The following is a 24,564-nucleotide window of genomic DNA, read 5'->3' as shown; positions in this document are numbered from 1 at the left end:
CTCAATTATTCAAACCAGTGCGCGCGCGCAGTGGTGATCAGCGATGTCGCGCGCGCAGCATCGATGCCGGCGATCTCGACCAGTTCATCAACAGCGAGATCAGCCAGATCATCGCGCGTGCGCACATTGGCGCGCGCCAGCTGCGCCGCCAGCTGCTTGTCCATGCCGTCCAGCGCCAGCAGGGCATCATCGACCTGCTCCAGCTGCTCTTCGTCGACGATGGCTTCGGTCAGCAGCACGTTACGTGCGCGGGTACGCAGTTCGTTCACCGTATCTTCGTCGAACGCCTCGATCTCGAGCATTTCGGCCAGCGGCACGTAAGCCACTTCCTCCAGCGTCGAGAAGCCTTCCTCGATCAGGATGTCCGCCACTTCCTCATCCACGTCCAGCTTGGCCATGAACAGCAGGCGGATGGCGGCGTTCTCCGCATCGGACTTGGCGGCCGACTGCTCGACCGTCATCAGGTTGATCTTCCAGCCGGTCAGCTCGGACGCGAGGCGCACGTTCTGGCCGCTGCGACCGATGGCGATCGCGAGGTTGTCTTCGCTGACCACCACGTCCATGCTGTGCGCGTCCTCATCCACCACGATGGAGGCGACTTCGGCCGGCGCCAGCGCGCCGATGACGAACTGCGCCGGATCAGGCGACCACAGGATGATGTCGACGCGCTCGCCGCCCAGTTCATTGGTGACCGCCTGCACGCGCGAACCGCGCATGCCGATGCAGGTGCCTTGCGGATCGACGCGCGGATCGTTCGACTTGACAGCGATCTTGGCGCGGATGCCGGGGTCACGGGCGGCGCCCTTGATCTCGATGAGGCCGTCCTCGATCTCCGGCACTTCGAGCTCGAACAGCTTCATGATGAACTCGGGCGCGGTACGCGACAGGATGATCTGCGGGCCACGTGCCTGGCGATCGACACGCAGCAGCACGGCCTTGACACGGTCGCCGACACGCAGGTTCTCGCGGGCAATGATGTGTTCGCGCGGCAGCAGCGCCTCCAGGCGACCCACTTCGACGATGGCATTGCCGCGCTCGATGCGCTTGATGGTGCCGGTGACCAGATGGTCCTTGCGTTCAAGGAAGTCGTTCAGGATCTGTTCGCGCTCGGCGTCGCGGATGCGCTGCAGGATGACCTGCTTGGCGGCCTGCGCACCAATGCGGCCGAAATCGACCGGCTCCAGGGCTTCTTCGATGTAGTCGTCGACCTGGATGTCGGCGATCTGCTCGCGTGCGTCGATCAGGCCAATCTCGGCCTCGTCGTTCTCGACCAGTTCGTCCGGCAGCACATGCCAGCGACGGAAGGCTTCGTACTCGCCGGTTTCGCGGTCGATCGACACGCGCACATCGGCGTCGTCATGGGTGCGCTTCTTGGTGGCCGAAGCCAGTGCGGTTTCGAGAGCGCCGAAAACCACTTCGCGGGACACATTCTTTTCGCGTGCCAGTGCATCGACCAGCAACAGAATCTCGCGACTCATCGTTTCAACTCCTGCTTGCGTTCAAAGTCCGGCACCAGGCGGGCACGTTCGATCTGCGACAGTTCGAACTCGTGGGCTTCGCCCTTGATCTCGAGGGTGAGCCGGTCGTCGGCCACGCCGGCCAGTCGACCGGTGAAATTGCGTTGATTGCCCACCGGCACGCGCAGACGCAGCTGCGCCTCCTGTCCGGTGAAGCGAACGAAATCGGCGGTCTTGCGCAGCGGGCGGTCAAGCCCCGGGGAGGACACTTCAAGACGGTCGTAATCGACGTTTTCGACCATGAAAAGACGGGTCAGGTGATTGCTCACCGTCACGCAGTCATCCACCATGATGCCCTTGTCGGTGTCGATGAAGACACGCAGCAGACGGCCTCTTGGCGAAGTTTCAAGATCGACGAATTCGTAGCCGAGCCCAGTTACCGCCTGCTCGATCAGTTCCGCAACACTCATCCCAGCAACACACTTCCGGATGTACAAATAAAAAATGGGCTGACCGCCCATCGAAAAACGCCGGCCGGGCCAGCGCAACAAGCCGAGGAGTGTAACAGAGGCCATCCATCCCCTCAAGCTGCAAGGATGGACGGCCCCGCCCAACGGTGGTATGTCGTCAGGCCTCGCCGCCGCCTGCCGCTGGCTTGGCCGACGAGCGGCGACGGCGGCGCGGTGCGCGCTTGCGCGCCGGGGCGTCGCCCTCGCCGCCCTTCGGCGACGGCGCGCCCTGTTGCGGCGCGCCCTGTTGCGGCGCGGCGCGGTTACCCCCCTCACCGGCTTCACGCGGCTTGCGCGGGCCGCGGCGACGGCCGCGCTTGGGCGATGCCGGCGTCTCGCCGTCGACCGGCGGCCGGGCGTCTTCCGCCGGGCCCTTGCGCTGCTTGCCCTTGGCGGGCACCACCGACAACAGCTTCTCGACCTGATCCGCCTTGAGTTCTTCCGACTTGCCGCGTGCCAGACGTCGCGGCAGCTCGAACGGGCCATAGCGCACACGCATCAGGCGGCTCACCGTCAGACCGATCGCCTCGAACATGCGGCGCACCTCGCGGTTGCGGCCTTCGGACAGCGTGACGCGGTACCAGTGGTTCGAACCCTCGCCACCGCCGTCGGCCAGCGAATTGAACTTGGCGATGCCGTCCTCGAGCTCGATGCCGTCGGTCAGCTTCTTCGCCTGTTCCGGCGTCAGCTCCCCGATCAGCCGCACCGCGTACTCACGTTCGAGCTCGTAGCTCGGATGCATCAGCTTGTTGGCCAGCTCACCGCTGGTGGTGAAGACCAGCAGGCCCGAAGTATTGAAGTCGAGGCGACCGACCGCGATCCAGCGGCCACCACCCACCTTGGGCAGCTTGTCGAACACCGACGGCCGGCCTTCCGGGTCGTCGCGCGACACGATTTCGCCTTCCGGCTTGTGATAGATCAGCACGCGCGGGGCACGCTGGGCGAAGTGGATGTGGATCAGCTTGCCATTGACGCGGACCTTGTCCTCCGGCCCGACGCGCTGACCCACGTGCGCCGGCAGCGAATTGACGCTGATACGGCCAGCGACGATCCAGTCTTCCAGCTCGCGGCGAGAACCCAGGCCCATGTCGGCCAGCATCTTGTGCAGCTTCTGCGGCTCGTTGAACACCACCGGGCCGCGCCGCTTGGGTTTGCTGTCCTGCGAGCGATAGTTGGCCACATTGCCATTGACCTCGCCGCCGGCGCCCGGTCTGCGTCTACCTTGCATCATTGAATTCCATCACCTTCTGTAGTTCGGCCAACGGCGGCAGCTCAGCGAGCGTGCGCAGGCCCAGATCGTCGAGAAAACGTCGTGTCGTTGCATACAGCGCCGGCCGGCCGGGGACTTCGCGGTAACCCACGCTGTCTATCCAGCCGCGCCCTTCGAGCGCCTTGATGATGCCCGGCGACACCGCCACACCGCGGATGTCCTCGATGTCGCCGCGCGTCACCGGCTGGCGGTACGCAATGATCGCCAGCGTTTCCAGCACCGCTCTGGAATACTTCGCGGGCTTTTCATTCTTCAGTCGATCCAGGTAGGGCTGAACGTCCGCGGTGGTGCGGAAACGCCAGCCGGACGACACCTGGACCAGTTCGATGCCCCGCCCCGCCCAGTCCTCGCGCAGCTCGTCGAGCAGACGACGGATCAACGCGTGGTCGAGCTCCTGTTCGAACAACTTGCGCAGTTCGCCGGTGCTCATCGCGTCCTGGCTGGCGAGCAGCGCGGCTTCGAGTACGCGCTTGACCTCAGACGGGCTCGGCGACTGCGGCTGTTCGGGCAGTTCGGACATAAATCGGCGCAAAGGCTTCGAGCTGAAGCAGTTCAATCAGGTTCTCGCGGGCCAGTTCGAGCATCGCGAGAAAATTCACCACCATCTGGGCGGCCGGCGCGCCAACCTCGAACAACTGGTCGAAGCGCAGATCACCTTCTTCGTGCAGCCGGCGCAGGATGCCGGACATGAACTCACGCACCGACAGCGCCTCACGCGTCACCTTGTGATGGCGGGTCATGTCGGCACGGCGCATCAGCGCCAGCCAAGCCAGCTGCAGATCGGTCGCACTCACGTTCGGCTGGATCTCGACCAGCCGTTCGGCCACCTGCACGCCGACCCACTCGTGCTCACGCTGAATGCGCGGAATCGCGTCCAGCGCCAGCGCGGCCGCCTTCATCTGTTCGTACTCGATCAGCCTGCGTACCAGTTCAGCGCGCGGATCCTCGCCCTCGTCTGCCGCTTCGCGCGGCGGCCGCGGCAACAGCATGCGCGACTTGATCTCGAGCAGCATGGCGGCCATCAGCAGGTATTCCGCCGCCAGTTCCAGGCGCTGCGAGCGCATCGCCTCGACGTAGACGAGGTATTGCGCGGTCAGCGGCGCCATCGGAATGTCGAGAATATCGACGTTGGCCTTGCGTATCAGGTAGAGCAGCAGATCGAGCGGCCCCTGGAACGCGTCCAGGAACACTTCGAGCGCGTCGGGCGGAATGTACAGGTCGAGCGGAAGTTTTTCCAGCGCCTCGCCATACAGGCGCGCCGGTGGCGCAGCCGTTTCGGCCGGCACCGGTTCAGCCATGAGCGCCTCGCCGGACATCAGGCGTAGTTCAGGCCCATGGCCTCGCGCACGTCGCGCATCGTTTCCGACGCCAGCTTGCGCGCGCGTTCGCAGCCATCGGCGACGATGTTGCGCAACAGCATCGGATCTTCCTCGTACTGCTTCGCGCGCTCGTGGATCGGCGCCTGTTCCTTCAGCACCGCGTCGATCACGGGCTGCTTGCACTCCAGGCAGCCGATGCCGGCCGAGCGGCAACCTTCCTGCACCCACTGCTTGACGGAGTCGTCCGAGTAGATCACGTGGAACTGCCACACCGGGCAGCGGTCCGGATCGCCCGGATCGGTACGGCGTACCCGCTGGGTGTCGGTCATCATGCCGCGGATCTTCTTCGTGACGACCTCGGGTTCTTCACGCAGCATCAGCGTGTTGTTGTAGGACTTGGACATCTTCTGCCCGTCCAGACCCGGCATGCGGGCCGCCTCGGTCAGCAGTGCGCCCGGCTCGGCCAGGATCATCTTGCCGCCGCCTTCCAGATAGCCGTACAGACGCTCGCGGTCGCCCAGACTCAGGCTCTGCGCCTCTTCGAGCAGGGCCTTGCCCTGCGCCAGCGCGTCTTCCTTGCCGTCCTGCTGGTACAGGCGGCGCAGTTCCTCGTACAGCTTGCCGCGCTTGCCGCCCAGCTTCTTCACCGCCTCACGCGCCTTGTCCTCGAAACCAGGCTCGCGCCCATACAGATGGTTGAAGCGACGCGCCACTTCGCGTGTCAGTTCGACATGCGGCACCTGGTCCTCGCCCACCGGGACCAGATTGGCACGGTAGATCAGGATGTCAGCCGACTGCAGCAGCGGATAGCCGAGGAAGCCGTAGGTCGCCAGGTCCTTGTCCGCCAGCTTTTCCTGCTGGTCCTTGTAGGTCGGCACCCGCTCAAGCCAGCCGAGCGGACACATCATCGACAGCAGCAGATGCAGCTCGGCGTGCTCCGGTACCCGCGACTGGATGAACAGCGTCGCCTGGTTGGGATCGACACCAGCAGCCAGCCAGTCGATCAGCATGTCCCACACGCTGCGCTCGATCACCTGCGTGTCTTCGTAATTGGTGGTCAGCGCGTGCCAGTCGGCGACGAAGAACAGACAGGGGTATTCGTGCTGCAGCTTGACCCAGTTCTTCAGCACGCCGTGGTAGTGACCAAGATGCAGGCGACCGGTGGGGCGCATGCCGGAAAGAACGCGTTCTGCGTACATGTTATCGATTCATCCGGTTCAGAAAAGCAGGGACATCAGCAGCGCGTTCGCCAGCACGAGCAGCGGACGCAGGATGTCGTCGAGTACGTGCGACACCAGCAGCGCGATCAGGATGAACATGCCGTAAGGCTCGATGCGCGCGAACACCATGGACAGACCGCGCGGCAGCAGGCTCACCATGATGCGTCCGCCGTCGAGCGGCGGTATGGGCAGAAGGTTCAGCACCATCAGCACCAGATTGATCAGTATGCCGGCCTTGGCCATCAGCAGCAGCGGCTCGGCAAAGTAGTGACCGGGCATGCCGAGCGCCAGCTTCATTGCCAGCCCCCAGCCCAATGCCATCACCAGATTGGCGGCAGGGCCGGCCGCAGCCACCCAGAACATATCCTGTTTAGGACGGCGCAGCCGCGAGAAATCGACCGGCACCGGCTTGGCCCAGCCGAACAGCAGGCCCTCGTGACCCGTCATCGCACCAACGAAGTACATGACCAGCGGCACCAGTATCGTGCCGACCGGATCGATGTGCTTCAACGGGTTGGCGGTGATCCGGCCGGCCAGATGCGCGGTCGGGTCCCCCTTCATCAGTGCGGCGTATCCGTGGGCCGCCTCGTGCAGCGTAATGGCAAGCACGACCGGCAGCACGATGACCGCCAAGCGTGCAATGCTTTCGTCCATAGGCGGGCGGATGCTAGCAGAACGCGGCCGGCACGTCAGTCCAGGCCGAAGCGCGCGACGTCGCCCGCGCCGGCGCGTACCAGTTCGGGCGTGCCCGACGACAGGTCGATCACCGAGGTCGGTTGCGTTCCGCAGTGACCGGCGTCGATCACCAGATCGAGCTCGTGCTGCAGGCGCTCGCGGATGTCCTCGGCGTCGGTCAGCGGAAGCTCCTCGCCCGGCAGCAGCAAGGTCGAGCCAAGCAGCGGTTCGCCCAGCGCCTCCAGCAGTGCCGACACGACCGGATGGTCCGGCACCCGCAGGCCGATCGTCTTGCGCTTCGGATGCAGAATGCGCCGCGGCAGCTCCCGCGTCGCCTCGAGAATGAAGGTGTAGGGTCCCGGCGTCGCACTCTTCAGAAGCCGGAACTGAGCGTTATCGACCTTGGCGAGGTTGGCGATGTCCGAAAGATCACGGCACATCATCGTGAAGTGGTGATGCACGTCCACGTCACGGATGCGACGGATGCGTTCGAGCACACGGGCGTCGCCCACGTGACCGACCAGCGACCAGGCGCAGTCGGTCGGAATGGCCGCCAGCCCGCCATCCCGGAGGATGTCGGCGGCTTGTCGTATCAGACGGGGTTGCGGATTGTCGGGATGTACGGTGAAAAGCTGTGCCACGTGGATGTATTCGTCAGAGGGTGTGGAAAAGCGGCGTCAGGCCAGGCAGGCGACACGCGAACCGAGCTCAGGCGCATGCCACACCGGTTCGACACCGGCCGGCAGATGCGCGCCTCGTCCGAGATCGATCGGACTTTCGTCCGGCGCATGGAAGTCGGATGCGCGGGAAGCGTAGAAACCGAAATCGCGGGCCAGCCGGGCGAATTGCCTGACCTCGGCCTCGCCGTGCGAGCCGGACACCACTTCGATGGCCTGCCCTCCGGCATCGCGGAAGTCGCCCAGCAGGCGCAGCAACTGATCGCCGGAGATGCGATAGCGGCCCGGATGGGCGACCACGGCGACGCCGCCGGCGCCGCGTATCCACGCCACCGCCTGCTCCAGCGCCGTCCATTGGTGTTCGATGTAGCCGGGACGACCGCGCACCAGATAGTCGTGGAACACCGCATGCACGTCCGGTGCATAGCCCTGCTCGACCAGCACGCGTGCGAAGTGTGACCGACCGACGAGCGACGGATTGCCGGCATGGCGCATCGCGTTGGCGTAGGCGTCGCGCACGCCCAGCGCTTCCAGCGCCTCGGCCATGCGCAATGCGCGCTCGTCGCGGCCGCTGCGCACGCTGGCCAGTCCCTGCTCCAGCGGCGCGTGGCGCGGATCGATGCCGAGCCCGACGATGTGGATGGTGGTGCCGTGCCAGGTGACGGAAATCTCGACGCCATTAATGAAACGCATGCCCAGCACACGCGCCTGCTCGCGCGCTTCGTCGAGTCCGCCGAGGTTGTCGTGATCGGTGAGCGACCACAGTTCGACGCCATTGGCCGCGGCGCGCGCGGCGAGCGCGGCCGGCGACAGTACGCCGTCGGAGTGGCAGGAGTGACAGTGCAGATCGGCATTCATAACTTTGGGATTCTAGCAGGCGGCCGCTGACGGTCCTGCGCGGCTACAATCTTGCCCGGTCAAACCCACCAGGAAACAGCAATGAATCATCCGGACAATCTTCGCTACACCGACACACACGAATGGGTCAGGGTCGAACAGGATGGCACCGTGACGGTCGGCATCACCGACCACGCGCAGGATGCCCTCGGAGATGTGGTCTTTCTGCAGCTGCCCGATGTCGGCCGCACCGTCGCCCGTACCGAGGCGATGGCGGTGATCGAATCGGTCAAGTCGGCCTCCGACATCCACGCCCCGGTGTCGGGGACGGTCACCGCGGTCAATGCCCCGGTCGCCGACCAGCCTGAATCGGTCAATCAGGATCCCTACGGCGCCTGGATGTTCGTCATCAAGCCGGACAATGCGGCCGAACTGGACGAGCTGCTGAGCGCCGACGCCTACAGCGCCTCGCTCGGCTGACGCGACGCGGCGCCGGCCAGCCCCGGCGCCGATGATTCACTGCCGGCCGCGCTCCATGCGCTGGCCGTGCTTGCGCAGACTGGCAGACAGCTGGTCGATGATCTCGCCCGCCGCGCCGACAATCTGGTTGTTGCCGAAACCGGCCGCCTTCATTTCCCGATAGAAGGATTTCGCCAGCATGCGCGCCACCTGCGCCGGCTGGGCCGCCCCTTGCGAGAAGGCTTCCGCCAGCGCCGTCACCTCCTCGCCCTGCAGCGCCCGCTGCGCGAACTCCGATTTGACCAGGAAGGCAAGTTGCGCGGTCTGCACCGACTTGCCGCCGAACAGCGCGAGGCAGTCCAGCATGCCCTCCTCCTCCTCCGTGAACGCCGGCTGACCGCGACCGCGTCGCACGTTGATCACGCCCAGTATGCGTCCGTCGAGCGGCAGCGGCGTGCAGATGAAGCTGCCGCCCTCGCCGCGCGCCCGGCCGCCCGCCTGCGGCGCGTCGGCGTCGATGACACGCCGCGCCCGGCCGCTGGCGAACACCTCACCGGCCACCGAACTGCCGCTGCTCACCCGCGCATTGACCACTTCCTGCGCCAGTTCGCCACGCCAGGCCGCGATGCCCAGCACTGCGTCGTGCCCCTCGCCGTCGGCCAGCATGATGGTGACGCGCTCGCATGGCAGGCGCGCCCAGCACGTCTCGGCGACCTGATCCAATGCCGCCTGCAGCAGACCGTTGTCGCGTGGCGCTGCATTTCCCGGATTCATGATTCACACCTCCTGCTCAGCCCTTCAGCCTCCGCCCGATCAAGCCAGTCGGCGATCCGCACACCGAGCGCATCGACGCCCCGCGACAGCGCAGCAACGCCGGACGGCGCATCGGCACCGGTCGCCTTCTCGGTCAGCGAGAAGCGGATGCGGTCGACGATGGTCCTGCCGTTGGCGCCGACCAGTGTGGCGACCCCGGATATCAGCGCGGCCGACTCCTGCGGCTGCTCGAACACCTGTATGAACTCGTCCAGCTCGACCACCAGACGACAGGTCGACGACGCCCCCGGGCTGTCCAGCATGCGTCGCAGCGCGACTGACAGCAGTTCGGCCGGTGGTGCCGCCCAGCGGCTCAATGCGTAACTGCGCCGGCGCGTTTCGCTCTCGTACGCAAGGCGATAGTGGATGGCAGTGCCGTCCAGCCAGTTCGGCGCACGCACATCGGTCAGCACCGGCACGCGCGCCAACGGGCGCGCGGCGCGCTGGCTGCCCAGATCGTGAAGTTCCGGCGTCGGCGAACGCGGCAGCAGCGGCCCGCAAGCGGCCAGCGTGATCGACAGCAGCGCGCTTGCCCAAAGTGCTTTCATCTCCGATGCTCCTCAGTCGCGCGCTCTGCCGGCGGCGGGTTCGAAACCGGGCTCGCCGGGCCCCGGCTGTTGCGTCTCGCGCCCGAGCAGCAGCATCTGTGGCGAAGACTCGAGTTCGCCCAGCACACGGCGCAACTGGCGGGCGTCGCGGTTCGCCTCGTCGAGCAGGGTCTGCAGCCGCGGCAAGGTGTCGCCGTTGATCTGCTGCCCCATGCTGGCAGCCAGCGCGTCGAGCCGCGATGACAGCTGCTGCATCGATGCCAGCGCGATTCGCAGTTCCTGCGCCAGCGGCTCACCCTGGGCGCTGACTGCTTCCAGCTGACTGAGAATGCGCCCGCTACGTTCGAGATTTTCAGCCGACAGCAATGCCTGCGCACGCTGCAGCGTTTCACGCAGATCGCCGGCGACCCCCGGCAGATGGACCAGCGTCCGGTCCAGGTGCGCAGTCGCCGACTGCAGGCTGCCCAACGTCGCACCTATGCGTTCGAGATTGCGGTCGTCGAGCAGCACATGCAGCCGCAACAGCACCTGACGCATCACGTCCATCGTGTCGCTGGCCTTGTTGCCCAGTCCGCCGAACTGCGAACCGCGCAGCGGGATGCGCGCGTCGGCCGGCGACAGCGGCGTCGGGTCGGAGCCATCGTCCGTCATCTCGATCAGCGCCAGACCGGTCACGCCGAGATAGCCAAGTTCGGCGCGCGTGCCTGCGGTCACCGGATAGCGCGCCGGAATCGAGATGCGGACATGGATTTCGCGCGGGTCGTCCGGGTTGATGGAAATATCTCTCACCTTGCCGACACGGATGCCGCGGTAGCGCACCTGTGCCTGAGGACTCAGGCCACCGACATCGGCCGTGGTCACCAGCAGGTACTCCTGTCCGGCGTCGTCCCCGCTCGACAGATACCAGATCGCCAGCCCGACGGCGACGCTCATCAGCAGCAGGAAAAGACCTGCAGCCAGTGCGTGGGCGCGGCTCTCCATGATCAGCTCCCGCTGCGCGCGAGCACGCGCGACATGCGTTCGGCGCAGAAGAAACTGCGGATGAAGGGATGATCGTGTTTCATGACGTGATCAAGTGGACCGTAGGCGAGTATACGTCGCTCGCCGAGCACAGCGACCTGTGTCGCCAGCGCAGCCAGTGTGTCGAGATCGTGGGTCACCAGCACCACGGTCAGACCAAGCTGATCACGCAAGCGGCGGATCAGCGCGACAAAAGCCTCCGAGCGGTCCGGATCGAGGCCGGCTGTCGGCTCGTCGAGCAGCAGCAGCTCCGGTTCGAGCGCCAGCGCGCGCGCCAGTGCAACCCGCTTGATCATGCCGCCCGACAGTTCGGCCGGCATCAGCCAGGCATGCTGCGGTTCCAGTTCGACCATGGCCAGCTTGATCATGACCAGATCGTTGATGGCATCGCGATCGAGCCAGCGCAGCTCGCGCAGCGGAAAGGCGATGTTCTCCAGCACGTTGAGTGCGGAAAACAGCGCACCCTGCTGGAACAGCACGCCGAAACGACGCCGCAACTGGCGGTCGGCCAGCGCATCGCCGGAAAAGAGCGGCTGACCGAACACCCTTATCTGTCCCTGCTGCGGCCGCAGCAGGCCGATCACCTGGCGCAGCAGCGTGGTCTTGCCGCTGCCCGAACCGCCGACCAGCGCGAGCACCTCGCCGGCCGGCAGCGCGAGATCCAGTCCGTCATGCACGACATTGCTGCCGAAGCGCGTGACCAGCCCGCGGATGTCGATGACCGCGTCGTTCATGTCGGCATGCCGATATGGCGCGTGGCAATGGCGAACACCGCGTCGACCAGGATGACGCAGGTGATCGCACTGACCACCGAACGCGTCGTGTTGGCCGACAGACTCTCGGTGTTCGGCTTGACCGTCAGTCCGAAGTGGCAGGCGACCAGCGCAATCACCAGCCCGAAAGCGAGGCCCTTGCCCAGGCCGATGTAGAGATTGGCGATCGGCACTACGCGCGGCAGCGTTTCGAGAAAGAAACCGTAGCTGATGTCCAGCTGTATCGACGCCGCCACCATGCCGCCGAACAGCGCCGACGACGAGGTCCACAGCACCAGCAGCGGCATCGCCGCGAGCAGCGCCAGCACCTTGGGCAGCACCAGCCGCAGCGTGGCCGGCACGCCCATCGTGGTCAGCGCGTCAATCTCTTCGGTCACCCGCATCACGCCGAGCTGCGCCGTCATCGCCGAGCCGGAGCGTCCGGCCACCAGCACCGCCACCAGCACCGGCCCCAGTTCGCGCACGATGCCGATGCCAAGGATGTTGATGATGAACACGTCGGCGCCGAAGGTCTTCAGTTGCAGCGCCGACAGGTAGGACAGCACGACGCCGATCAGGAAGCCCACCAGCGCGGTGATCGGCAGCGCCGTCACGCCGGTCTTGTACAGATTGGCCGACAGCTCGCGCAGCGGCGCGTCGTGCGGGCGACGCACTGCGGCGGCGAGATCGAACAGCATCTGGCCGGTCAGCGCAATCATGCCGATCAGCTGCCGCCACAGCGCGATGCCGACGCGACCGAGCGCGACAACCGAATCGCCGAAACGTGATTGCGGTGCGCTGGCACGGCGGCGTACTCCGAGCGTCGCCGCCGATTCCAGCATCCTGCGCGTGCGCGGATCAGCCTCCAGCCGCTCAGGCAGCCGGTCGCCCCAGCCGCGCCACAGCACGCTGGCGCCGAGCGAATCGAGACGGCTCACGGCGGCGAGATTCCAGCTCTCGATCTCACCTGCTTCGGCCGCGGCAAGTTGCGCACGCAAGGCGTCGAGGCGCCCTTCCAGTCCTGTCAGCGTCCAGTCGCCGGCAAGCACGGCAATGCGCAACGGCCCCGACATCTCGAACGCGATCGTCGGGACGCCCATGCTTGCGTTCAGGCGGCCGACTGGCCTTTGCCGCGCTGCGGCCGCAGCCGCAGCTCGATGCCTATGGCCGCCCACAGGCGCTGTTCGTCGTGCAGGCTGGCTGCGGTCAGCGGTGACGCCGACAGCCACTCGGCGCGAGCCGACATGACGTAGCCCGCGCCACTGCGGTCGAGGCGCAGCGGCAGTTCGTCGTAGTCGTCGCGGCTGCGATGCAGCAGCACGGCCAGCCGCAGACAGAGGATGAGCGGCCAGTCGCGCAGGTCGGCGGCGGCTGAATTCACCTTCTCCAGCTTGCCGCGGTGCGCCAGCACCAGCCGCGCGAGTCGCGCCTGGTCCATGCGCGAGAAGCCCGGCATGTCGGCGTTGCCGACGATGTAAGCGCTGTGCTTGTGATAGCCGGCGTGCGCCACCGAAATGCCCAGTTCGTGCAGGCGCGCCGCCCAGCTCAGCAGGTGCAGATCCGGATGATCGTCGCTGGCGTCCGGCTCAAGCTGCCGGTAGAGCTTGAGCGCGGTGGCGTGGACACGATCGGCCTGCCGCTGGTCCACCTGATAGCGGCGTACGAACTGCAGCACCGTCGCATCGCGCAGGTCACGATGGTGATAGCGCCCGAGCAGGTCGTACAGCACGCCCAGCCGCAGCGCCCCCTCGGAGAAACTCATGCGTTCGAGTCGGAAGGCGTCGAACACCGCCGACATGATGGCAAAGCCGCCGGCCAGCACCGGCAGGCGGTCAGGACGGAGCCCGGCGACGCCAAGACGGTTCACGTCACCGACGCGCAGCAGCAGCGAACGCAGCTTGTCCATGCCTTCACGCGTCAGCGCGCCCTGGCACCAGCCGTTCAGTTCCATGATGTCGAGCAGCGCGCGCGCAGTGCCGCTGGAACCCACCGCCTCGTCCCAACCGAGCGAACGGTAGTCCTGCTCTATGGTTTCCAGTTCGCGCCGCGCCGCCAGTTCGGCTTCGCGCAGCGACTTCTTGTCCATGCGACCGTCGGGAAAGTAGCGCAGGCTGAAGGCGACGCAGCCCATGTAGAGCGATTCGAGCGCCATCGGCTCGAAGCTGCGACCGATGATGAACTCGGTAGAGCCGCCGCCGATATCGACCACCAGTTGCTGGCTGGATGGATTGGGAAGCGTGTGGGCAACGCCGACGTAGATCAGTCGCGCCTCCTCGCGCCCGGCGATCACCTCGATCGGGAAGCCGAGCGCCGCCTCGGCCTGCGGCAGGAACTGCGGCGCGTTCTTCGCCACCCGCAGCGTGTTGGTGGCCACCGCGCGCACCTGGTCAGGCGCGAAGCCGCGCAGACGTTCGTTGAAACGTGACAGCGCCTCCAGGCCCCTGAGCTGCGACGCCCCGTCGAGCAACTTGCCGTGCCCCAGACCGGCCGCGAGGCGGACGGTTTCCTTCACGCCGTCCAGCGGGTAGATCTGGTCATCGATCACCCGCGCCACCTGGAGCCGGAAACTGTTGGACCCGAGGTCGACGGCGGCGAGAAGTTCGTAGCTCATGCGGCGGCGCAATAAAAGAGATCAGCGCGGAGTGTAGCAGCGCGCAAGCCGCGCGCCGTCAAGCACGAGGCGCCCGGACGCTGTAATAATTCCATAGCACTTGTGTCACAAAATACCGGGTCGCATAACAACAACTTTAGAGACAGAAACCGATCATGCCGTCCATCCTGCCGGTGCCGCGCTACGCACCCGATCACTTCATCAACCGCGAACTGTCGCTGATCGCCTTCAACCGGCGCGTACTGGCGCAGGCGGCGGACGAGCGCGTACCGCTGCTCGAACGGTTGAAATTCCTGTGCATCGTGTCGAGCAACCTCGACGAGTTCTTCGAGGTCCGCATCGGCGGTCTGCGCGAACACATCCGCATGGGCGCCCGTGGCGTCACCTCGGATGGCCGCTCCGCGCAGGAAGCACTGCGCCTGATCGCTGCCGAAGCGCATCAGCTGATCGCCGAACAGTATTCGCTGCTCAACGACGTCATCCTGCCGCTGCTGGAAAAGGAAGGCATCGTGTTCCTGCGCCGCGGCGACTGGACCGAAGCGCAACGCGACTGGGTGCGCGACTACTTCATGCGCGAACTGATGCCGGTGCTGACGCCGATCGGGCTCGACCCCTCGCACCCCTTCCCGCGCGTGCTGAACAAGAGTCTGAACTTCGCCGTCGAGCTGGAAGGCCGCGACGCCTTCGGCCGCAGTTCGCGCTACGCCATCGTGCAGGCGCCGCGCGCGCTGCCACGCGTGATCAAGCTGCCGAAGGAACTGACCGGCGTTGACCACGGCTTCGTGTTCCTGTCGTCGGCCATGCACATGAATGTCGGCGACCTGTTCGAAGGCATGAACGTGCTCGGCTGCTACCAGTTCCGCGTCACCCGCAATTCCGACCTCTTTCTCGACGAGGAAGAGGTGAAGAACCTGCGCCAGGCGCTGCAGGGCGAACTGCCGCAACGCCATTACGGCGACGCCGTACGGCTGGAAGTCGCGGACAACTGTTCCGAGCACATGGCGGATTTCCTGCTGCAGCAGTTCAACCTGACGCGCGACGACCTCTACCGCGCACCGGGCATCGTGAACCTCGTGCGCCTGATGCAGGTGCCGGACTGGGTCGAGCGCCCCGATCTGAAATACCCGCCCTTCGTACCGCAGGTACCGCGCACGATGGAAAAGCGCTACGACATCTTTGCCATGATCCGCAAGCAGGACCTGCTGCTGCATCACCCCTTCCAGTCCTTCAAGCCGGTGATCGACCTGGTGCAGCAGGCGGTCGACGACCCTGAGGTCGTCGCGATCAAGATGACGGTGTACCGCACCGGCACCGACTCGGTGCTGATGGAAGCGCTGGTGCGCGCCGCACTGAAGGGCAAGGAAGTCACCGTCGTGGTCGAGCTGATGGCGCGCTTCGACGAGGAAGCGAACATCAACTGGGCGTCGCGCCTTGAAGAGGCCGGCGCACATGTCGTCTATGGCGTGTTCGGCTACAAGACGCACGCCAAGTTGCTGATGGTGGTGCGGCGCGAGCAGGTGGATGGCGTGCACCGCTTCCGCCGCTTCGTGCACCTCGGTACCGGCAACTACCACCCGCGCACCGCCCGCTTCTACACCGATTTCGGCCTGATGACCGCGAACGAGCAGATCGGCGAGGACGTGAACGAAGTGTTCAAGCAGCTGACTGGCCTCGGCCACGCCGGCACGCTGACGCACCTGTGGCAGGCGCCCTTCACGCTGCACAGCAATGTGATCGCCGCCATCGGGCAGGAAGCGGAAAACGCGCGCGCCGGCCGCAAGGGCCGCATCATCGCCAAGATGAATTCACTGGTCGAGGACGAAACCATCGAAGCGCTTTACGCGGCCAGTCAGGCCGGCGTGGACATCGACCTCATCGTGCGTGGCGTCTGCGCGCTGCGCCCGGGCGTACCCGGCCTGTCGGACAAGATCACCGTACGCTCGGTGGTCGGCCGCTTCCTCGAACATTCGCGCATCTATCACTTCCACGCCGACGGCGAGGAAAAGCTCTACCTCGCCAGCGCCGACTGGATGGAGCGCAACTTCTTCCGCCGCATCGAGGTGGCTTTCCCGGTGCTCGATCCGAAGCTGAAGCGACGCATCATGAAGGAAGGCCTGCGCCCGTATCTGCTGGACAACAGTCAGTCCTGGGAAATGGAACCGGATGGCCGCTACCGGCGCCGGGTATCGCGCGCCGCGCGGCATTGTGCGCAGGACACGCTGCTGGCCGAGTACTCGCGCGGCGCACTCTGAGTCGGGCGGCGCGCTCAAGCAGCGGCGTGCGCTGCCGTAAACCGGGTGTGTGCCCAGTTTCCGGAAGCGCTTCCAAGGTGAAAGCTGTCCCCTCCATCGTGCTGATCGCGTGCGCAGTCCTCGTGACTGGGTGCGACAAGTTGCCCATTCCCGATCCCAATCGCGCCGCGGCGCAGAAGGAACTGGAGGCCAAGGCCGTCGGCGGCGCCTGCCGCCACGCTGGCCGCGCACTCGAGGACTGTTACGCCTTGAACCCGAAGGCGTCGAAGGCCGCCATCTTCGCCGGTTGGCGCGAGATGAACGACTACATGACGCAGAACAAGATCGAGGTCGTGCTGCCGACGGTCAACCCGAAAAACGCCCGCAAGCTGAAGCCGGTCGACGCCGAAACGGTCGCCGACGAGGCAGTGGTGGACGAGGCACCGGCCGCGAAGGAAACACACGGCAGCCGGAACCCGGCGCTGACCGCAGGCTGATCCTCGGACGACAGGACAAAGAAAAAAGGCCCGGTGACTACCGGGCCTTTTTTCTTTGGAACGACTCAGCGCGTGCTGACCAGTTCGCTCACATCGCGTCCGTCGACCCTTACCCGGGCCAGCGTCACGTCACCTCCGTCCATGCCCAGCGGTTCGATGCTGACTCGACCGGAATCGAGCAGTTGCTGCAAACGCTGCTTGGCCATGCCTGAGGCACCCGCCATTTCAATCCCCTCCAGACCGGCGGCGCGCACCCGTACGCCATCGGCGTAGAAGGTGCTGCCATCCACCGCATAGTGACGCTGCGCCGGCGGCTTCGGCGGGCGGAAGGCCGGCACCGCGACAGCAAGCGGCGCCGAGCGCTTGGCCGCGGCCTGCACGGTGGGCGAAACACGTTTCTTGGAGGCGATCTTGGCCGCAGGGCGGACCGCCGACTTGACCTGCTTGCCGCTGGCGACCGAACGCGCGGCAAGCGCGACATCGGCGGCAAACATCGAAAATCCGAAAACCAGCGTCAGGGCATAGAGGCCCGGGCGTCGAAACATCATGCACGTCTCCCACTGTTGATGCCGCGAACGATCTTAAAAAGCCGATCAATTTCGCGTGCCAGTTTGTTGTTTCGGATAAATTTTCCAAATCTTAACCATTGCAGCACGATGACGCCAGCCCCGGGAGGGCAATTGTCACCCGCAGCAGCGGCGGGCCGTGCGACGTACAATGCGCGCTCTGCGGATTTCACCCCTGTACGCCCCATGCTTCGCGTCTTCGGTATCAAGCGCTGCGACACGATGTCGCGCGCCTTCGCCTGGCTTGCCGACCGGCACATCGATTTCCAGCTGCATGACTACAAGAAGGACGGCGTGCCGGCAGACGCCCTGGCCGACTGGATACGCCGCGCCGGCTGGCAGGCCGTCGTCAATACGCGTGGCACCACCTTCCGCAAGCTGCCGCCCGACCAGACCACCGACCTCGACGCCGATCGCGCGTTCGCGCTGCTCAGCGCCAACCCGTCGGCCATCCGCCGGCCCATCGTCGATCACGGCGGCGAACTGCTGATCGGTTTCGATCCGCAACGCTGGGCGGAGGTGCTCGGATGAGCGCGACTGACCTGATCCAGCGCTTCATGTTCGAAGGTCTGGACATACGCGGCGCCCGCGTACGCCTGTCTGAAGGCTGGCAGTCCATGCTGCGTGGCCGCGGCTACGGGCCCGTCGTGACGCGCCTGCTCGGCGAGGTGACCGTGGTGTCGCTGATGGTGGGCGGCCAGCTCAAGCAGCCGGGCCGGCTGACCGTTCAGGTGCGCGGCAATGGCGCGGTGAGCATGCTGGTGGTCGATTGCGACCAGCAATTGCGCATCCGCGGCATGGCGAGTGCGCCGGCCGATCTGGTCGAAGCACCGCTGCCCGAACTGCTGGGCGACGGCCATCTGGTCATGACCATGCAGCCGGAAAGCGCGCCTACGCCCTACCAAAGCGTGGTACCACTCGAAGGCGCGACGGTGGCCGAGGTGTTCGAACATTTCCTCGAACAGTCCGAACAGCAGCCCACCGCACTGTGGCTGGCTGCCGACGGCGATACGGCGAGCGGACTGTTCCTGCAGAAACTCCCGGGCGCCGACCAGCGCGATCCCGACGGCTGGGCGCGGGTGTGCCATCTGGCCGCCACGGTGACGCCGAACGAACTGAAGACGCTGGACAGCGAAACGCTGCTCGGACGACTGTTCCACGAGGAGATACAGGCAGGCGGCATCCGCGTGTTCGAAGCACAGACGCCCCGCCATCACTGCCCGCGCGACGAGGAAAAGGTCCGTCGGCTGGTGCTGTCGCTGGGCCGCGCCGAGGTCGAATCCATCCTCGCCGAGAAGGGCGAGCTGCACATCCATGACGACATGTGCAATCACGACTACCGCTTCAGCGCGGCCGACATCGCCCGCCTGTTCGGCGATCCGCCGGCTGCAGTGCATTGAAGAGCCGTGTTGCCCGCAGGTCGGGCACTGAGTAGACTTTCGACATTTCCCGCGGACTCCCCATGGCGCGCAAGCCCGATACTTCGGCCATAGAACTCAAAAGCGCCACGCTCGAAGCGATGCGTGCCGTGCTGCGCAGCGATGAAAGCTCGGCCATCGCCGCGGCGCTCGACGCACGGCTCGGCAACATGCCCGGCTTCTTCTCCGGCGAACCGGTGGTGATCGACTGCAGCGAACTGCCGGCCGACGCCCGCCCCGACCTGCCAGCCATCCGCGACGCACTTGGCCGGCACGCGCTGACCGCCGTGGCCGTGCAGGCCGCGTGCGATGAGGCGGCCGACGAAGCGCGCGCGCTCGGCATGGCCGTGCTGGCAGCCGAGAGCGCGCCGCGCGCCGTACCGGCACCCACACCGGAATCCGCGCCCGAAACGCCGGCCCCGGCACCTGCACCTGCACCTGCACCCGAGCCCGTGGTCGCAAGCGCGCCGGAAGCCGTGGTCACGCAGGCCCAGCGGCGCACCGAAATCATCGACAAGCCCTTGCGCTCCGGTCAGCGCATCTACGCGCGTGGCTGCGATCTGGTGGTGCTGGCCATGGTCAGCGCCGGCGCCGAAGTGATCGCCGACGGCAACATCCACGTCTACGCGCCGCTGCGCGGCCGCGCGCTGGCCGGCGCCTCGGGCGACACGCAGGCGCGCATCTTCACCACCTGCTTCGAGGCGGAACTGGTGTCGATCGCCGGCGTGTACAGGACCTTCGAACACACGGCCAGCGGCGAACTGCTGCGCCGACCGGCGCACGTGCGCCTGGAAGACCATTCGGACAAACAGGTATTGACCGTCGCCGCTTTGGCGACCACCTGAATCACAAGAGGGAGAACACAGTGACCCGTATCGTAGTCGTCACATCCGGCAAGGGCGGCGTGGGCAAGACCACGACCAGCGCCGCGTTTTCGTCCGGCCTCGCACTGCGCGGCAAGAAGACCGCGGTGATCGATTTCGACGTCGGCCTGCGCAATCTCGACCTCATCATGGGCTGCGAACGCCGCGTGGTGTATGACTTCGTGAACGTGATCCACGGCGAAGCCAACCTGACCCAGGCGCTGATCAAGGACAAGCACTGCGAAAACCTGTTCGTGCTGCCCGCCTCGCAGACGCGCGACAAGGACGCGCTGACCGAAGAAGGCGTCGAGAAGGTGCTGAAGGACCTCGCCGACATGGGTTTCGACTACATCGTGTGCGACTCGCCGGCCGGCATCGAGCACGGCGCGGTGATGGCGCTCACCTTCGCCGATGAGGCGGTCATCGTGACCAATCCGGAAGTCAGTTCGGTGCGCGACTCGGACCGCATACTTGGCATCCTGCAGTCGAAATCGCGCCGCGCGCGCGACGGCCGCGAGCCGGTGAAGGAACATCTGGTGGTCACCCGCTACTCGCCCAAGCGCGCCGTCGAAGGCGAAATGCTGAGCCACGTCGACGTGCAGGAAATCCTGCGCATCCCGGTGCTGGGCGTGATCCCGGAATCGGAAATCGTGCTGCAGGCCTCGAACCAGGGCACGCCGGCCATCCACATGGAAGGCAGCGACGTCGCCCAGGCGTATGAGGACGTGGTTGCGCGCTTCCTCGGCGAAGAGCGCCCGCTGCGCTTCGTCGACTACGAAAAGCCCGGCCTGCTCAAGCGCCTGTTCGGAGGGAAGTAAGCATGTCCCTGCTTTCCCTGATCTTCGGCCAGAAGCAGAAGACCGCCTCGATCGCGAAGGAACGCCTGCAGCTCATCATCGCGCGCGAGCGCGGATCGAACTCGGCGCCCGACTTCCTGCCGGCGCTGCAGCAGGAACTGGTCGCGGTGATTTCGAAATACGTGCGCGTGAACCCGGAAGACATCAAGGTCCAGCTCGAAAAGCAGGACAACTACGAGGTACTCGAAGTCAACATCGTGCTGCCCGAGCAGCGCAATTGAACCTCGCGTCGCTGTTGGGCAGCGGCCGCACGAAGACACCGCGCAACTCGATAGACGTGTCCGAGGCGGCCGGCGTGCGCTACCTGCACTTCGGTTCCGAATGGGTGCAGGGCGCCATGCGCGTCGCGCGCCCGTTCGCGCTCGAGCTCGAGTACACGCGCGAAATGATGCTGCCGCTGCTGTTCGCGCCGCACGACGCATGGCCTGCGCGCGTGCTGGTGATCGGGCTGGGTGCTGGCTCGGTCACCAAGTTCCTGCATCGTTACTGCCCGCAGTCGGACATCACCGTGGTCGAGATCGATCCGCGCATGCCGGCCGTCGCGGCGATGCATTTCCGGTTGCCGGCCGAGGATGAGCGTCTGCGCATCGTCATCGGCGACGGCGCGAAGTTTGTCGCCGAAACCGAGTCGGAATGGGACTTCATCCTGGTCGATGGCTATGACCACCGGGCACGCGCCAATGCGCTCGATACCGCCGCCTTTCACCAGCACTGCCGCGCGCACCTTGCCGCCGACGGGCGCGTCAGTCTGAACATGTTCGGTCGCACGCGCGGCTTCCGCGCCAGTGCGCAGCGCCTGATCGACGCCCACGACGGGCGTGCGCTGGTGCTGCCGTCACTGGATGAAGGCAATGCGATCTGCGTCGCCGGCGGCACCGAGGTGATCGACCTGTCGCTCGACACCTTGCGCGAGCGTGCGCGCCAGCTGCGCGCGCAGACCACGCTGAATCTCGCACCGACCTTGAGCCGGCTCGAAAAGGCCGGTTACTGCCCGGGCGGACGCCTCAAGCTCTGAACGGCGCCGCACGGCCGGCGGGCAACAAAAAAGCCGGCAATGCCGGCTTTTTTGTTGGAGCAGAGACGCAAACTCAGCGACGGGTGACCAGCGGACCGGCCTGCGACGCGAAGTAGGCGGCCAGATCGGCCATGTCCTGATCACTCAGCGCACCGACCTGAGCCGCCATGATGGCGTTCTTGCGCGTGCCCTTCTTGTACTGCTGCAGCGCCTGCAGCAGGTAGTCCTCGTGCTGACCGCCGATGCGCGGGAACGCCGGTGCCGGGCTGTTGCCGTCGGCACCATGACAGGCGGCGCAGGCAGCCGACTTTTCCTTGCCCTTTGCGGCATCGCCAGCGTGGGCGACGGACATGCCCACCATGGCGGCGAGCGCAACGAATGCGAATTTCTTCATCATGGCCTGCGTTCCTTATTTCTGGGCGCCGTAGTAGGCAGCGAGGTCGGCCATGTCCTGCTCGGTCAGGCTGGCAGCGATACCGGTCATCGTCGGGTGCTTGCGGTCACCGTTCTTGTAGGCCTGCAGCGCGGCAACGATGTACTCCGGGTACTGACCGCCGATGCGGGGCACCTTGTAGGTCTTCGGGAATGCGGTCTGGTAGCCCGGAATGCCGTGACAGCCGACGCACATCGAAATCTTGTCCTTGGCTGCGTCGGCATTGCCCTCGGCAGCGAAGGCGAGCGGGCTGGCGCAGACGGCTACGACAGCAAGAAGGGTCCTGGCGCTCATCGAGTCTCTCTTCTTATGGGTTGAAGTGGATTCCTGCAAAATCGCGGCGCAGTTTAGCCAAGTACTTGATGAGCGTCAAAATTAGTGCGCCGCAACAGTGCTTGGCAACCGCGCCGCCGGTGCTCCTCAGACCACCGAAGTGTCGACCACGAGACGGCCGCGCACCTGACCATCGATGAATCGCGGGGCCACGGTGATCACATCGGCCAGCGGCACCACCTGCGTGATGCGGTCCAGCAGGTCCATCGGCATGTCGCGCACGATGCGTGCCCAGGCCGCCTCGCGCGGGGCGCGAGCGACGGTGACGCTGTTGATGCCGTACAGCGTGACGCCGCGCAGGATGAAGGGCGCCACCGTGGCCGGGAAATCCATGCCCTGCGCCAACCCACAGGCCGCCACCGCACCGTTCTCGCGCGTCGCCGCGCAGGCATTGACCAGCGTGTGCGAGCCGACGCTGTCGACGACGCCCGCCCAGCGCTCCTTCGCCAGCGGCCGGCCGGGCGCCGACAGCGTGGCGCGGTCGATCACCGATTCGGCGCCCAGCGATTTCAGGTAATCGGTCTCCTCCAGCCGGCCGGTGCTGGCCACCACGCGGTAACCGAGCCTGGCGAGCAGCGCCACGGCAACCGAGCCGACGCCGCCGCTGGCGCCCGTCACCAGCACCTCGCCATCACCCGGCTGCAGGCCGTGACGTTCCAGCGCCATCACGCACAACATGGCGGTAAAACCGGCGGTGCCGACCGCCATCGCATGCTTCGCATCCAGCCCCGCCGGCAGGCCGACCAGCCAGTCGCCCTTCACCTGAGCGCGCTGTGCCAGACCGCCCCAGTGACCTTCGCCGACGCCGAAGCCGGTCAGCACGACCGGGTCGCCCACCTTCCACAGCGGGTGACTGCTCTGTTCCACCGTGCCGGCGAAATCGATGCCCGGCACCATGGGCCACTTGCGCACGATGGGGCTGCGCCCGGTGATGGCCAGCGCGTCCTTGTAATTGAGGCTGGACCAGCTGACGGCGACGCGCACATCGCCTTCGGGCAGCGCTGCGTCGTCGATATCCTTCAAGCTGGCGATCGTCTTGCCGCCCTCGCCCTGCTCCAGCAATATGCCCTTGAACATTCTTTCTTTCCTCCGGTCGTTAGCCCGGGAGCGTCGATGACGTGTCCCGCTGCCGGCGAAGCATACTGCAGCCCGGCCGTAAGGTTTTCCGCCCGCAGGCGGTCTGCTGCCGCACAGACATCGAGGACTTCTCCGCATGCACGCCACCCTGCCGCTGCTGTCCCGCACCGACTTCCCGCCACTGCGCCGCCATCGCACCGAAGTGCTGCAGGTCAATCTGGGCTACACCTGCAACCAGAGCTGCCTGCACTGCCACGTGAATGCAGGCCCGACGCGCACCGAACAGATGAGCGCCGAGAACATCCGCGCCGTGCTCGACTTCATCCGCGCCAGCGACGTTCGTCAGCTCGATCTGACCGGCGGCGCACCGGAAATGAATCCGCACTTCCGCGCGCTGGTGGTCGAGGCGCGCGCGCTCGGCGTGTCGGTGATGGACCGCTGCAACCTCACCATCCTGTCCGAACCGGGCCACGAGGGATTGGCGGCCTTCCTGGCCGAGCAGAGCGTGCAGGTGACCGCGTCGCTGCCCTGCTACCTGGAGGACAACGTCGACCGGCAGCGCGGCAGCGGCGTGTTCGCACGCAGCATCGCCGGACTGAAGCAACTGAATGCGCTCGGCTACGGCCGGGCGGACGGCGGTCTCGAACTGAATCTGGTGTTCAACCCGCAGGGCCCCGCACTGCCACCGCCGCAGGCCCAGCTGGAAGGGGCGTATCGCGAGCACCTCGGGCGCGCATACGGCATCGTGTTTACCCGCCTGCTGACGCTGGCCAACATGCCGATCCAGCGCTTCGGTTCGACGCTGGTGTCCAAGGGTCTGTTCTCCGGCTACATGGAATTGCTGCGCGGCGCCCACCGTGACGACAACCTGCAGAACGTGATGTGCCGCAACCAGTTGAGCGTGGACTGGCAGGGCCACGTGTACGACTGCGACTTCAACCAGATGCTGGGGTTGCCGCTGCGCATCGAGGGACGGCCGCGCACCCATCTGTCGCAACTGCTGGGGCGCGATCTCGATGGCAATCCGGTGGTGGTGGCCGATCACTGCTATGGCTGTACCGCCGGACAGGGTTCGTCCTGTGGCGGCGCACTGAACTGAACGCGCCG

29 protein-coding genes are annotated in these 24,564 nt (G+C 66.0%); 10 read left to right on the top strand and 19 right to left on the bottom strand.

Annotated features, from left to right (window positions below; all coding sequences use genetic code 11):
- Nucleotides 1-5: 5 nt before the first annotated feature.
- The 9 genes from nusA to WJU27_RS04035 form a co-directional block, all read right to left on the bottom strand.
- The gene (nusA, locus tag WJU27_RS04075; protein ID WP_019918077.1) at nucleotides 6-1,478 is read right to left on the bottom strand and encodes a transcription termination factor NusA; all 1,473 of its coding nucleotides are present in this window, start codon (nucleotides 1,476-1,478) and stop codon (nucleotides 6-8) included.
- A complete protein-coding gene (gene rimP / locus WJU27_RS04070) occupies nucleotides 1,475-1,927 on the bottom strand; it encodes a ribosome maturation factor RimP (protein ID WP_020164866.1) in 453 nt (150 codons plus the stop codon). Before rimP ends, nusA begins: the two co-directional genes overlap by 4 nt.
- Nucleotides 1,928-2,084: 157 nt before the next feature.
- The gene (gene rluB / locus WJU27_RS04065) at nucleotides 2,085-3,194 is read right to left on the bottom strand and encodes a 23S rRNA pseudouridine(2605) synthase RluB (protein ID WP_341421200.1); all 1,110 of its coding nucleotides are present in this window, start codon (nucleotides 3,192-3,194) and stop codon (nucleotides 2,085-2,087) included.
- Nucleotides 3,184-3,756: an SMC-Scp complex subunit ScpB gene (scpB, locus tag WJU27_RS04060; protein ID WP_019918072.1), complete on the bottom strand. Its 573-nt coding sequence runs from the start codon at nucleotides 3,754-3,756 to the stop codon at nucleotides 3,184-3,186. Before scpB ends, rluB begins: the two co-directional genes overlap by 11 nt.
- Nucleotides 3,713-4,552 (bottom strand): segregation and condensation protein A, encoded by an 840-nt coding sequence (locus WJU27_RS04055; RefSeq protein ID WP_341421197.1) that lies wholly within the window; start codon nucleotides 4,550-4,552, stop codon nucleotides 3,713-3,715. The genes scpB and WJU27_RS04055 overlap by 44 nt, the downstream gene beginning before the upstream one ends.
- Entirely contained in the window at nucleotides 4,552-5,754 is a 1,203-nt protein-coding gene (locus WJU27_RS04050; protein WP_341421196.1) for a tryptophan--tRNA ligase, read from the bottom strand. The genes WJU27_RS04055 and WJU27_RS04050 overlap by 1 nt, the downstream gene beginning before the upstream one ends.
- 18 nt (nucleotides 5,755-5,772) lie before the next feature.
- Nucleotides 5,773-6,429 (bottom strand): site-2 protease family protein, encoded by a 657-nt coding sequence (locus tag WJU27_RS04045; protein WP_341421195.1) that lies wholly within the window; start codon nucleotides 6,427-6,429, stop codon nucleotides 5,773-5,775.
- A gap of 35 nt (nucleotides 6,430-6,464) precedes the next feature.
- The gene (locus tag WJU27_RS04040; RefSeq protein WP_341421194.1) at nucleotides 6,465-7,091 is read right to left on the bottom strand and encodes an L-threonylcarbamoyladenylate synthase; all 627 of its coding nucleotides are present in this window, start codon (nucleotides 7,089-7,091) and stop codon (nucleotides 6,465-6,467) included.
- 36 nt (nucleotides 7,092-7,127) lie between these two features.
- Nucleotides 7,128-7,985, bottom strand: coding sequence for a 3',5'-nucleoside bisphosphate phosphatase (locus WJU27_RS04035; protein ID WP_341421193.1), 858 nt, complete (start codon nucleotides 7,983-7,985; stop codon nucleotides 7,128-7,130).
- Between the two features lie 81 nt (nucleotides 7,986-8,066).
- Between WJU27_RS04035 and gcvH the strand changes: the two genes are divergently transcribed.
- A complete protein-coding gene (gene gcvH, locus WJU27_RS04030) occupies nucleotides 8,067-8,444 on the top strand; it encodes a glycine cleavage system protein GcvH (protein ID WP_304003352.1) in 378 nt (125 codons plus the stop codon).
- Nucleotides 8,445-8,480: 36 nt separating this feature from the next.
- Here the strand turns inward: gcvH and WJU27_RS04025 are convergent, their stop codons facing one another.
- From WJU27_RS04025 to ppx, 6 genes are read right to left on the bottom strand one after another with little or no spacing between them, the layout of a single operon-like run.
- Nucleotides 8,481-9,197: a GAF domain-containing protein gene (locus WJU27_RS04025; RefSeq protein ID WP_304003351.1), complete on the bottom strand. Its 717-nt coding sequence runs from the start codon at nucleotides 9,195-9,197 to the stop codon at nucleotides 8,481-8,483.
- Nucleotides 9,194-9,784 carry an ABC-type transport auxiliary lipoprotein family protein gene (locus WJU27_RS04020; RefSeq protein WP_296811823.1) on the bottom strand — a complete coding sequence of 197 codons (591 nt, stop codon included), beginning with the start codon at nucleotides 9,782-9,784 and terminating at the stop codon, nucleotides 9,194-9,196. Before WJU27_RS04020 ends, WJU27_RS04025 begins: the two co-directional genes overlap by 4 nt.
- A 12-nt stretch (nucleotides 9,785-9,796) precedes the next feature.
- Entirely contained in the window at nucleotides 9,797-10,765 is a 969-nt protein-coding gene (locus WJU27_RS04015; RefSeq protein WP_020164876.1) for an MlaD family protein, read from the bottom strand.
- A gap of 2 nt (nucleotides 10,766-10,767) precedes the next feature.
- Nucleotides 10,768-11,538 (bottom strand): ABC transporter ATP-binding protein, encoded by a 771-nt coding sequence (locus WJU27_RS04010; protein ID WP_020164877.1) that lies wholly within the window; start codon nucleotides 11,536-11,538, stop codon nucleotides 10,768-10,770.
- Nucleotides 11,535-12,656: an MlaE family ABC transporter permease gene (locus WJU27_RS04005; RefSeq protein WP_341421192.1), complete on the bottom strand. Its 1,122-nt coding sequence runs from the start codon at nucleotides 12,654-12,656 to the stop codon at nucleotides 11,535-11,537. Before WJU27_RS04005 ends, WJU27_RS04010 begins: the two co-directional genes overlap by 4 nt.
- A gap of 8 nt (nucleotides 12,657-12,664) precedes the next feature.
- Complete coding sequence (gene ppx / locus WJU27_RS04000; protein ID WP_296811830.1) at nucleotides 12,665-14,167, bottom strand: exopolyphosphatase; 1,503 nt, start codon at nucleotides 14,165-14,167, stop codon at nucleotides 12,665-12,667.
- 155 nt (nucleotides 14,168-14,322) lie between these two features.
- Here ppx and ppk1 point away from each other — a divergent pair, with 155 nt between their 5' ends.
- Nucleotides 14,323-16,419: a polyphosphate kinase 1 gene (gene ppk1 / locus WJU27_RS03995; protein WP_020164880.1), complete on the top strand. Its 2,097-nt coding sequence runs from the start codon at nucleotides 14,323-14,325 to the stop codon at nucleotides 16,417-16,419.
- Nucleotides 16,420-16,496: 77 nt separating this feature from the next.
- Nucleotides 16,497-16,895 (top strand): hypothetical protein, encoded by a 399-nt coding sequence (locus WJU27_RS03990; RefSeq protein WP_232416029.1) that lies wholly within the window; start codon nucleotides 16,497-16,499, stop codon nucleotides 16,893-16,895.
- A 65-nt stretch (nucleotides 16,896-16,960) separates the two neighbouring features.
- On the opposite strand, the gene WJU27_RS03985 is transcribed toward WJU27_RS03990, so the two are convergent.
- Entirely contained in the window at nucleotides 16,961-17,443 is a 483-nt protein-coding gene (locus WJU27_RS03985) for a hypothetical protein (protein WP_020164882.1), read from the bottom strand.
- Between the two features lie 204 nt (nucleotides 17,444-17,647).
- Here WJU27_RS03985 and WJU27_RS03980 point away from each other — a divergent pair, with 204 nt between their 5' ends.
- The 6 genes from WJU27_RS03980 (at nucleotide 17,648) to WJU27_RS03955 (ending at nucleotide 21,614) form a co-directional block, all read left to right on the top strand.
- On the top strand, nucleotides 17,648-17,992 hold the full coding sequence (locus WJU27_RS03980) for a Spx/MgsR family RNA polymerase-binding regulatory protein (protein WP_020164883.1): 345 nt from the start codon (nucleotides 17,648-17,650) through the stop codon (nucleotides 17,990-17,992).
- Complete coding sequence (gene hslO, locus WJU27_RS03975; protein WP_341421189.1) at nucleotides 17,989-18,861, top strand: Hsp33 family molecular chaperone HslO; 873 nt, start codon at nucleotides 17,989-17,991, stop codon at nucleotides 18,859-18,861. The genes WJU27_RS03980 and hslO overlap by 4 nt, the downstream gene beginning before the upstream one ends.
- Before the next feature lie 62 nt (nucleotides 18,862-18,923).
- Nucleotides 18,924-19,724, top strand: coding sequence for a septum site-determining protein MinC (minC, locus tag WJU27_RS03970; RefSeq protein ID WP_341421188.1), 801 nt, complete (start codon nucleotides 18,924-18,926; stop codon nucleotides 19,722-19,724).
- A gap of 20 nt (nucleotides 19,725-19,744) precedes the next feature.
- On the top strand, nucleotides 19,745-20,560 hold the full coding sequence (gene minD, locus WJU27_RS03965) for a septum site-determining protein MinD (protein ID WP_081629099.1): 816 nt from the start codon (nucleotides 19,745-19,747) through the stop codon (nucleotides 20,558-20,560).
- Nucleotides 20,561-20,562: 2 nt separating this feature from the next.
- Nucleotides 20,563-20,820, top strand: coding sequence for a cell division topological specificity factor MinE (minE, locus tag WJU27_RS03960; RefSeq protein ID WP_019918050.1), 258 nt, complete (start codon nucleotides 20,563-20,565; stop codon nucleotides 20,818-20,820).
- A complete protein-coding gene (locus tag WJU27_RS03955) occupies nucleotides 20,817-21,614 on the top strand; it encodes a fused MFS/spermidine synthase (protein WP_341421187.1) in 798 nt (265 codons plus the stop codon). Before minE ends, WJU27_RS03955 begins: the two co-directional genes overlap by 4 nt.
- Before the next feature lie 73 nt (nucleotides 21,615-21,687).
- On the opposite strand, the gene WJU27_RS03950 is transcribed toward WJU27_RS03955, so the two are convergent.
- The 3 genes from WJU27_RS03950 to acuI form a co-directional block, all read right to left on the bottom strand.
- Nucleotides 21,688-22,011 (bottom strand): c-type cytochrome, encoded by a 324-nt coding sequence (locus WJU27_RS03950; protein WP_019918047.1) that lies wholly within the window; start codon nucleotides 22,009-22,011, stop codon nucleotides 21,688-21,690.
- A 12-nt stretch (nucleotides 22,012-22,023) separates the two neighbouring features.
- The gene (locus tag WJU27_RS03945; protein ID WP_019918046.1) at nucleotides 22,024-22,341 is read right to left on the bottom strand and encodes a c-type cytochrome; all 318 of its coding nucleotides are present in this window, start codon (nucleotides 22,339-22,341) and stop codon (nucleotides 22,024-22,026) included.
- A gap of 126 nt (nucleotides 22,342-22,467) precedes the next feature.
- The gene (gene acuI / locus WJU27_RS03940; RefSeq protein ID WP_020164888.1) at nucleotides 22,468-23,457 is read right to left on the bottom strand and encodes an acrylyl-CoA reductase (NADPH); all 990 of its coding nucleotides are present in this window, start codon (nucleotides 23,455-23,457) and stop codon (nucleotides 22,468-22,470) included.
- A gap of 136 nt (nucleotides 23,458-23,593) precedes the next feature.
- On the opposite strand from acuI, the gene arsS reads away from it, so the two are divergent.
- Complete coding sequence (gene arsS / locus WJU27_RS03935; protein ID WP_020164889.1) at nucleotides 23,594-24,556, top strand: arsenosugar biosynthesis radical SAM (seleno)protein ArsS; 963 nt, start codon at nucleotides 23,594-23,596, stop codon at nucleotides 24,554-24,556.
- The last annotated feature ends 8 nt before the right edge of the window (nucleotides 24,557-24,564 follow it).

The organism is Methyloversatilis sp. NSM2, assembly GCF_038066675.1.
In the GTDB taxonomy this organism is placed as follows: domain Bacteria; phylum Pseudomonadota; class Gammaproteobacteria; order Burkholderiales; family Rhodocyclaceae; genus Methyloversatilis; species Methyloversatilis discipulorum_A.
This window is presented reverse-complemented; position numbering and strand designations above follow the sequence as displayed.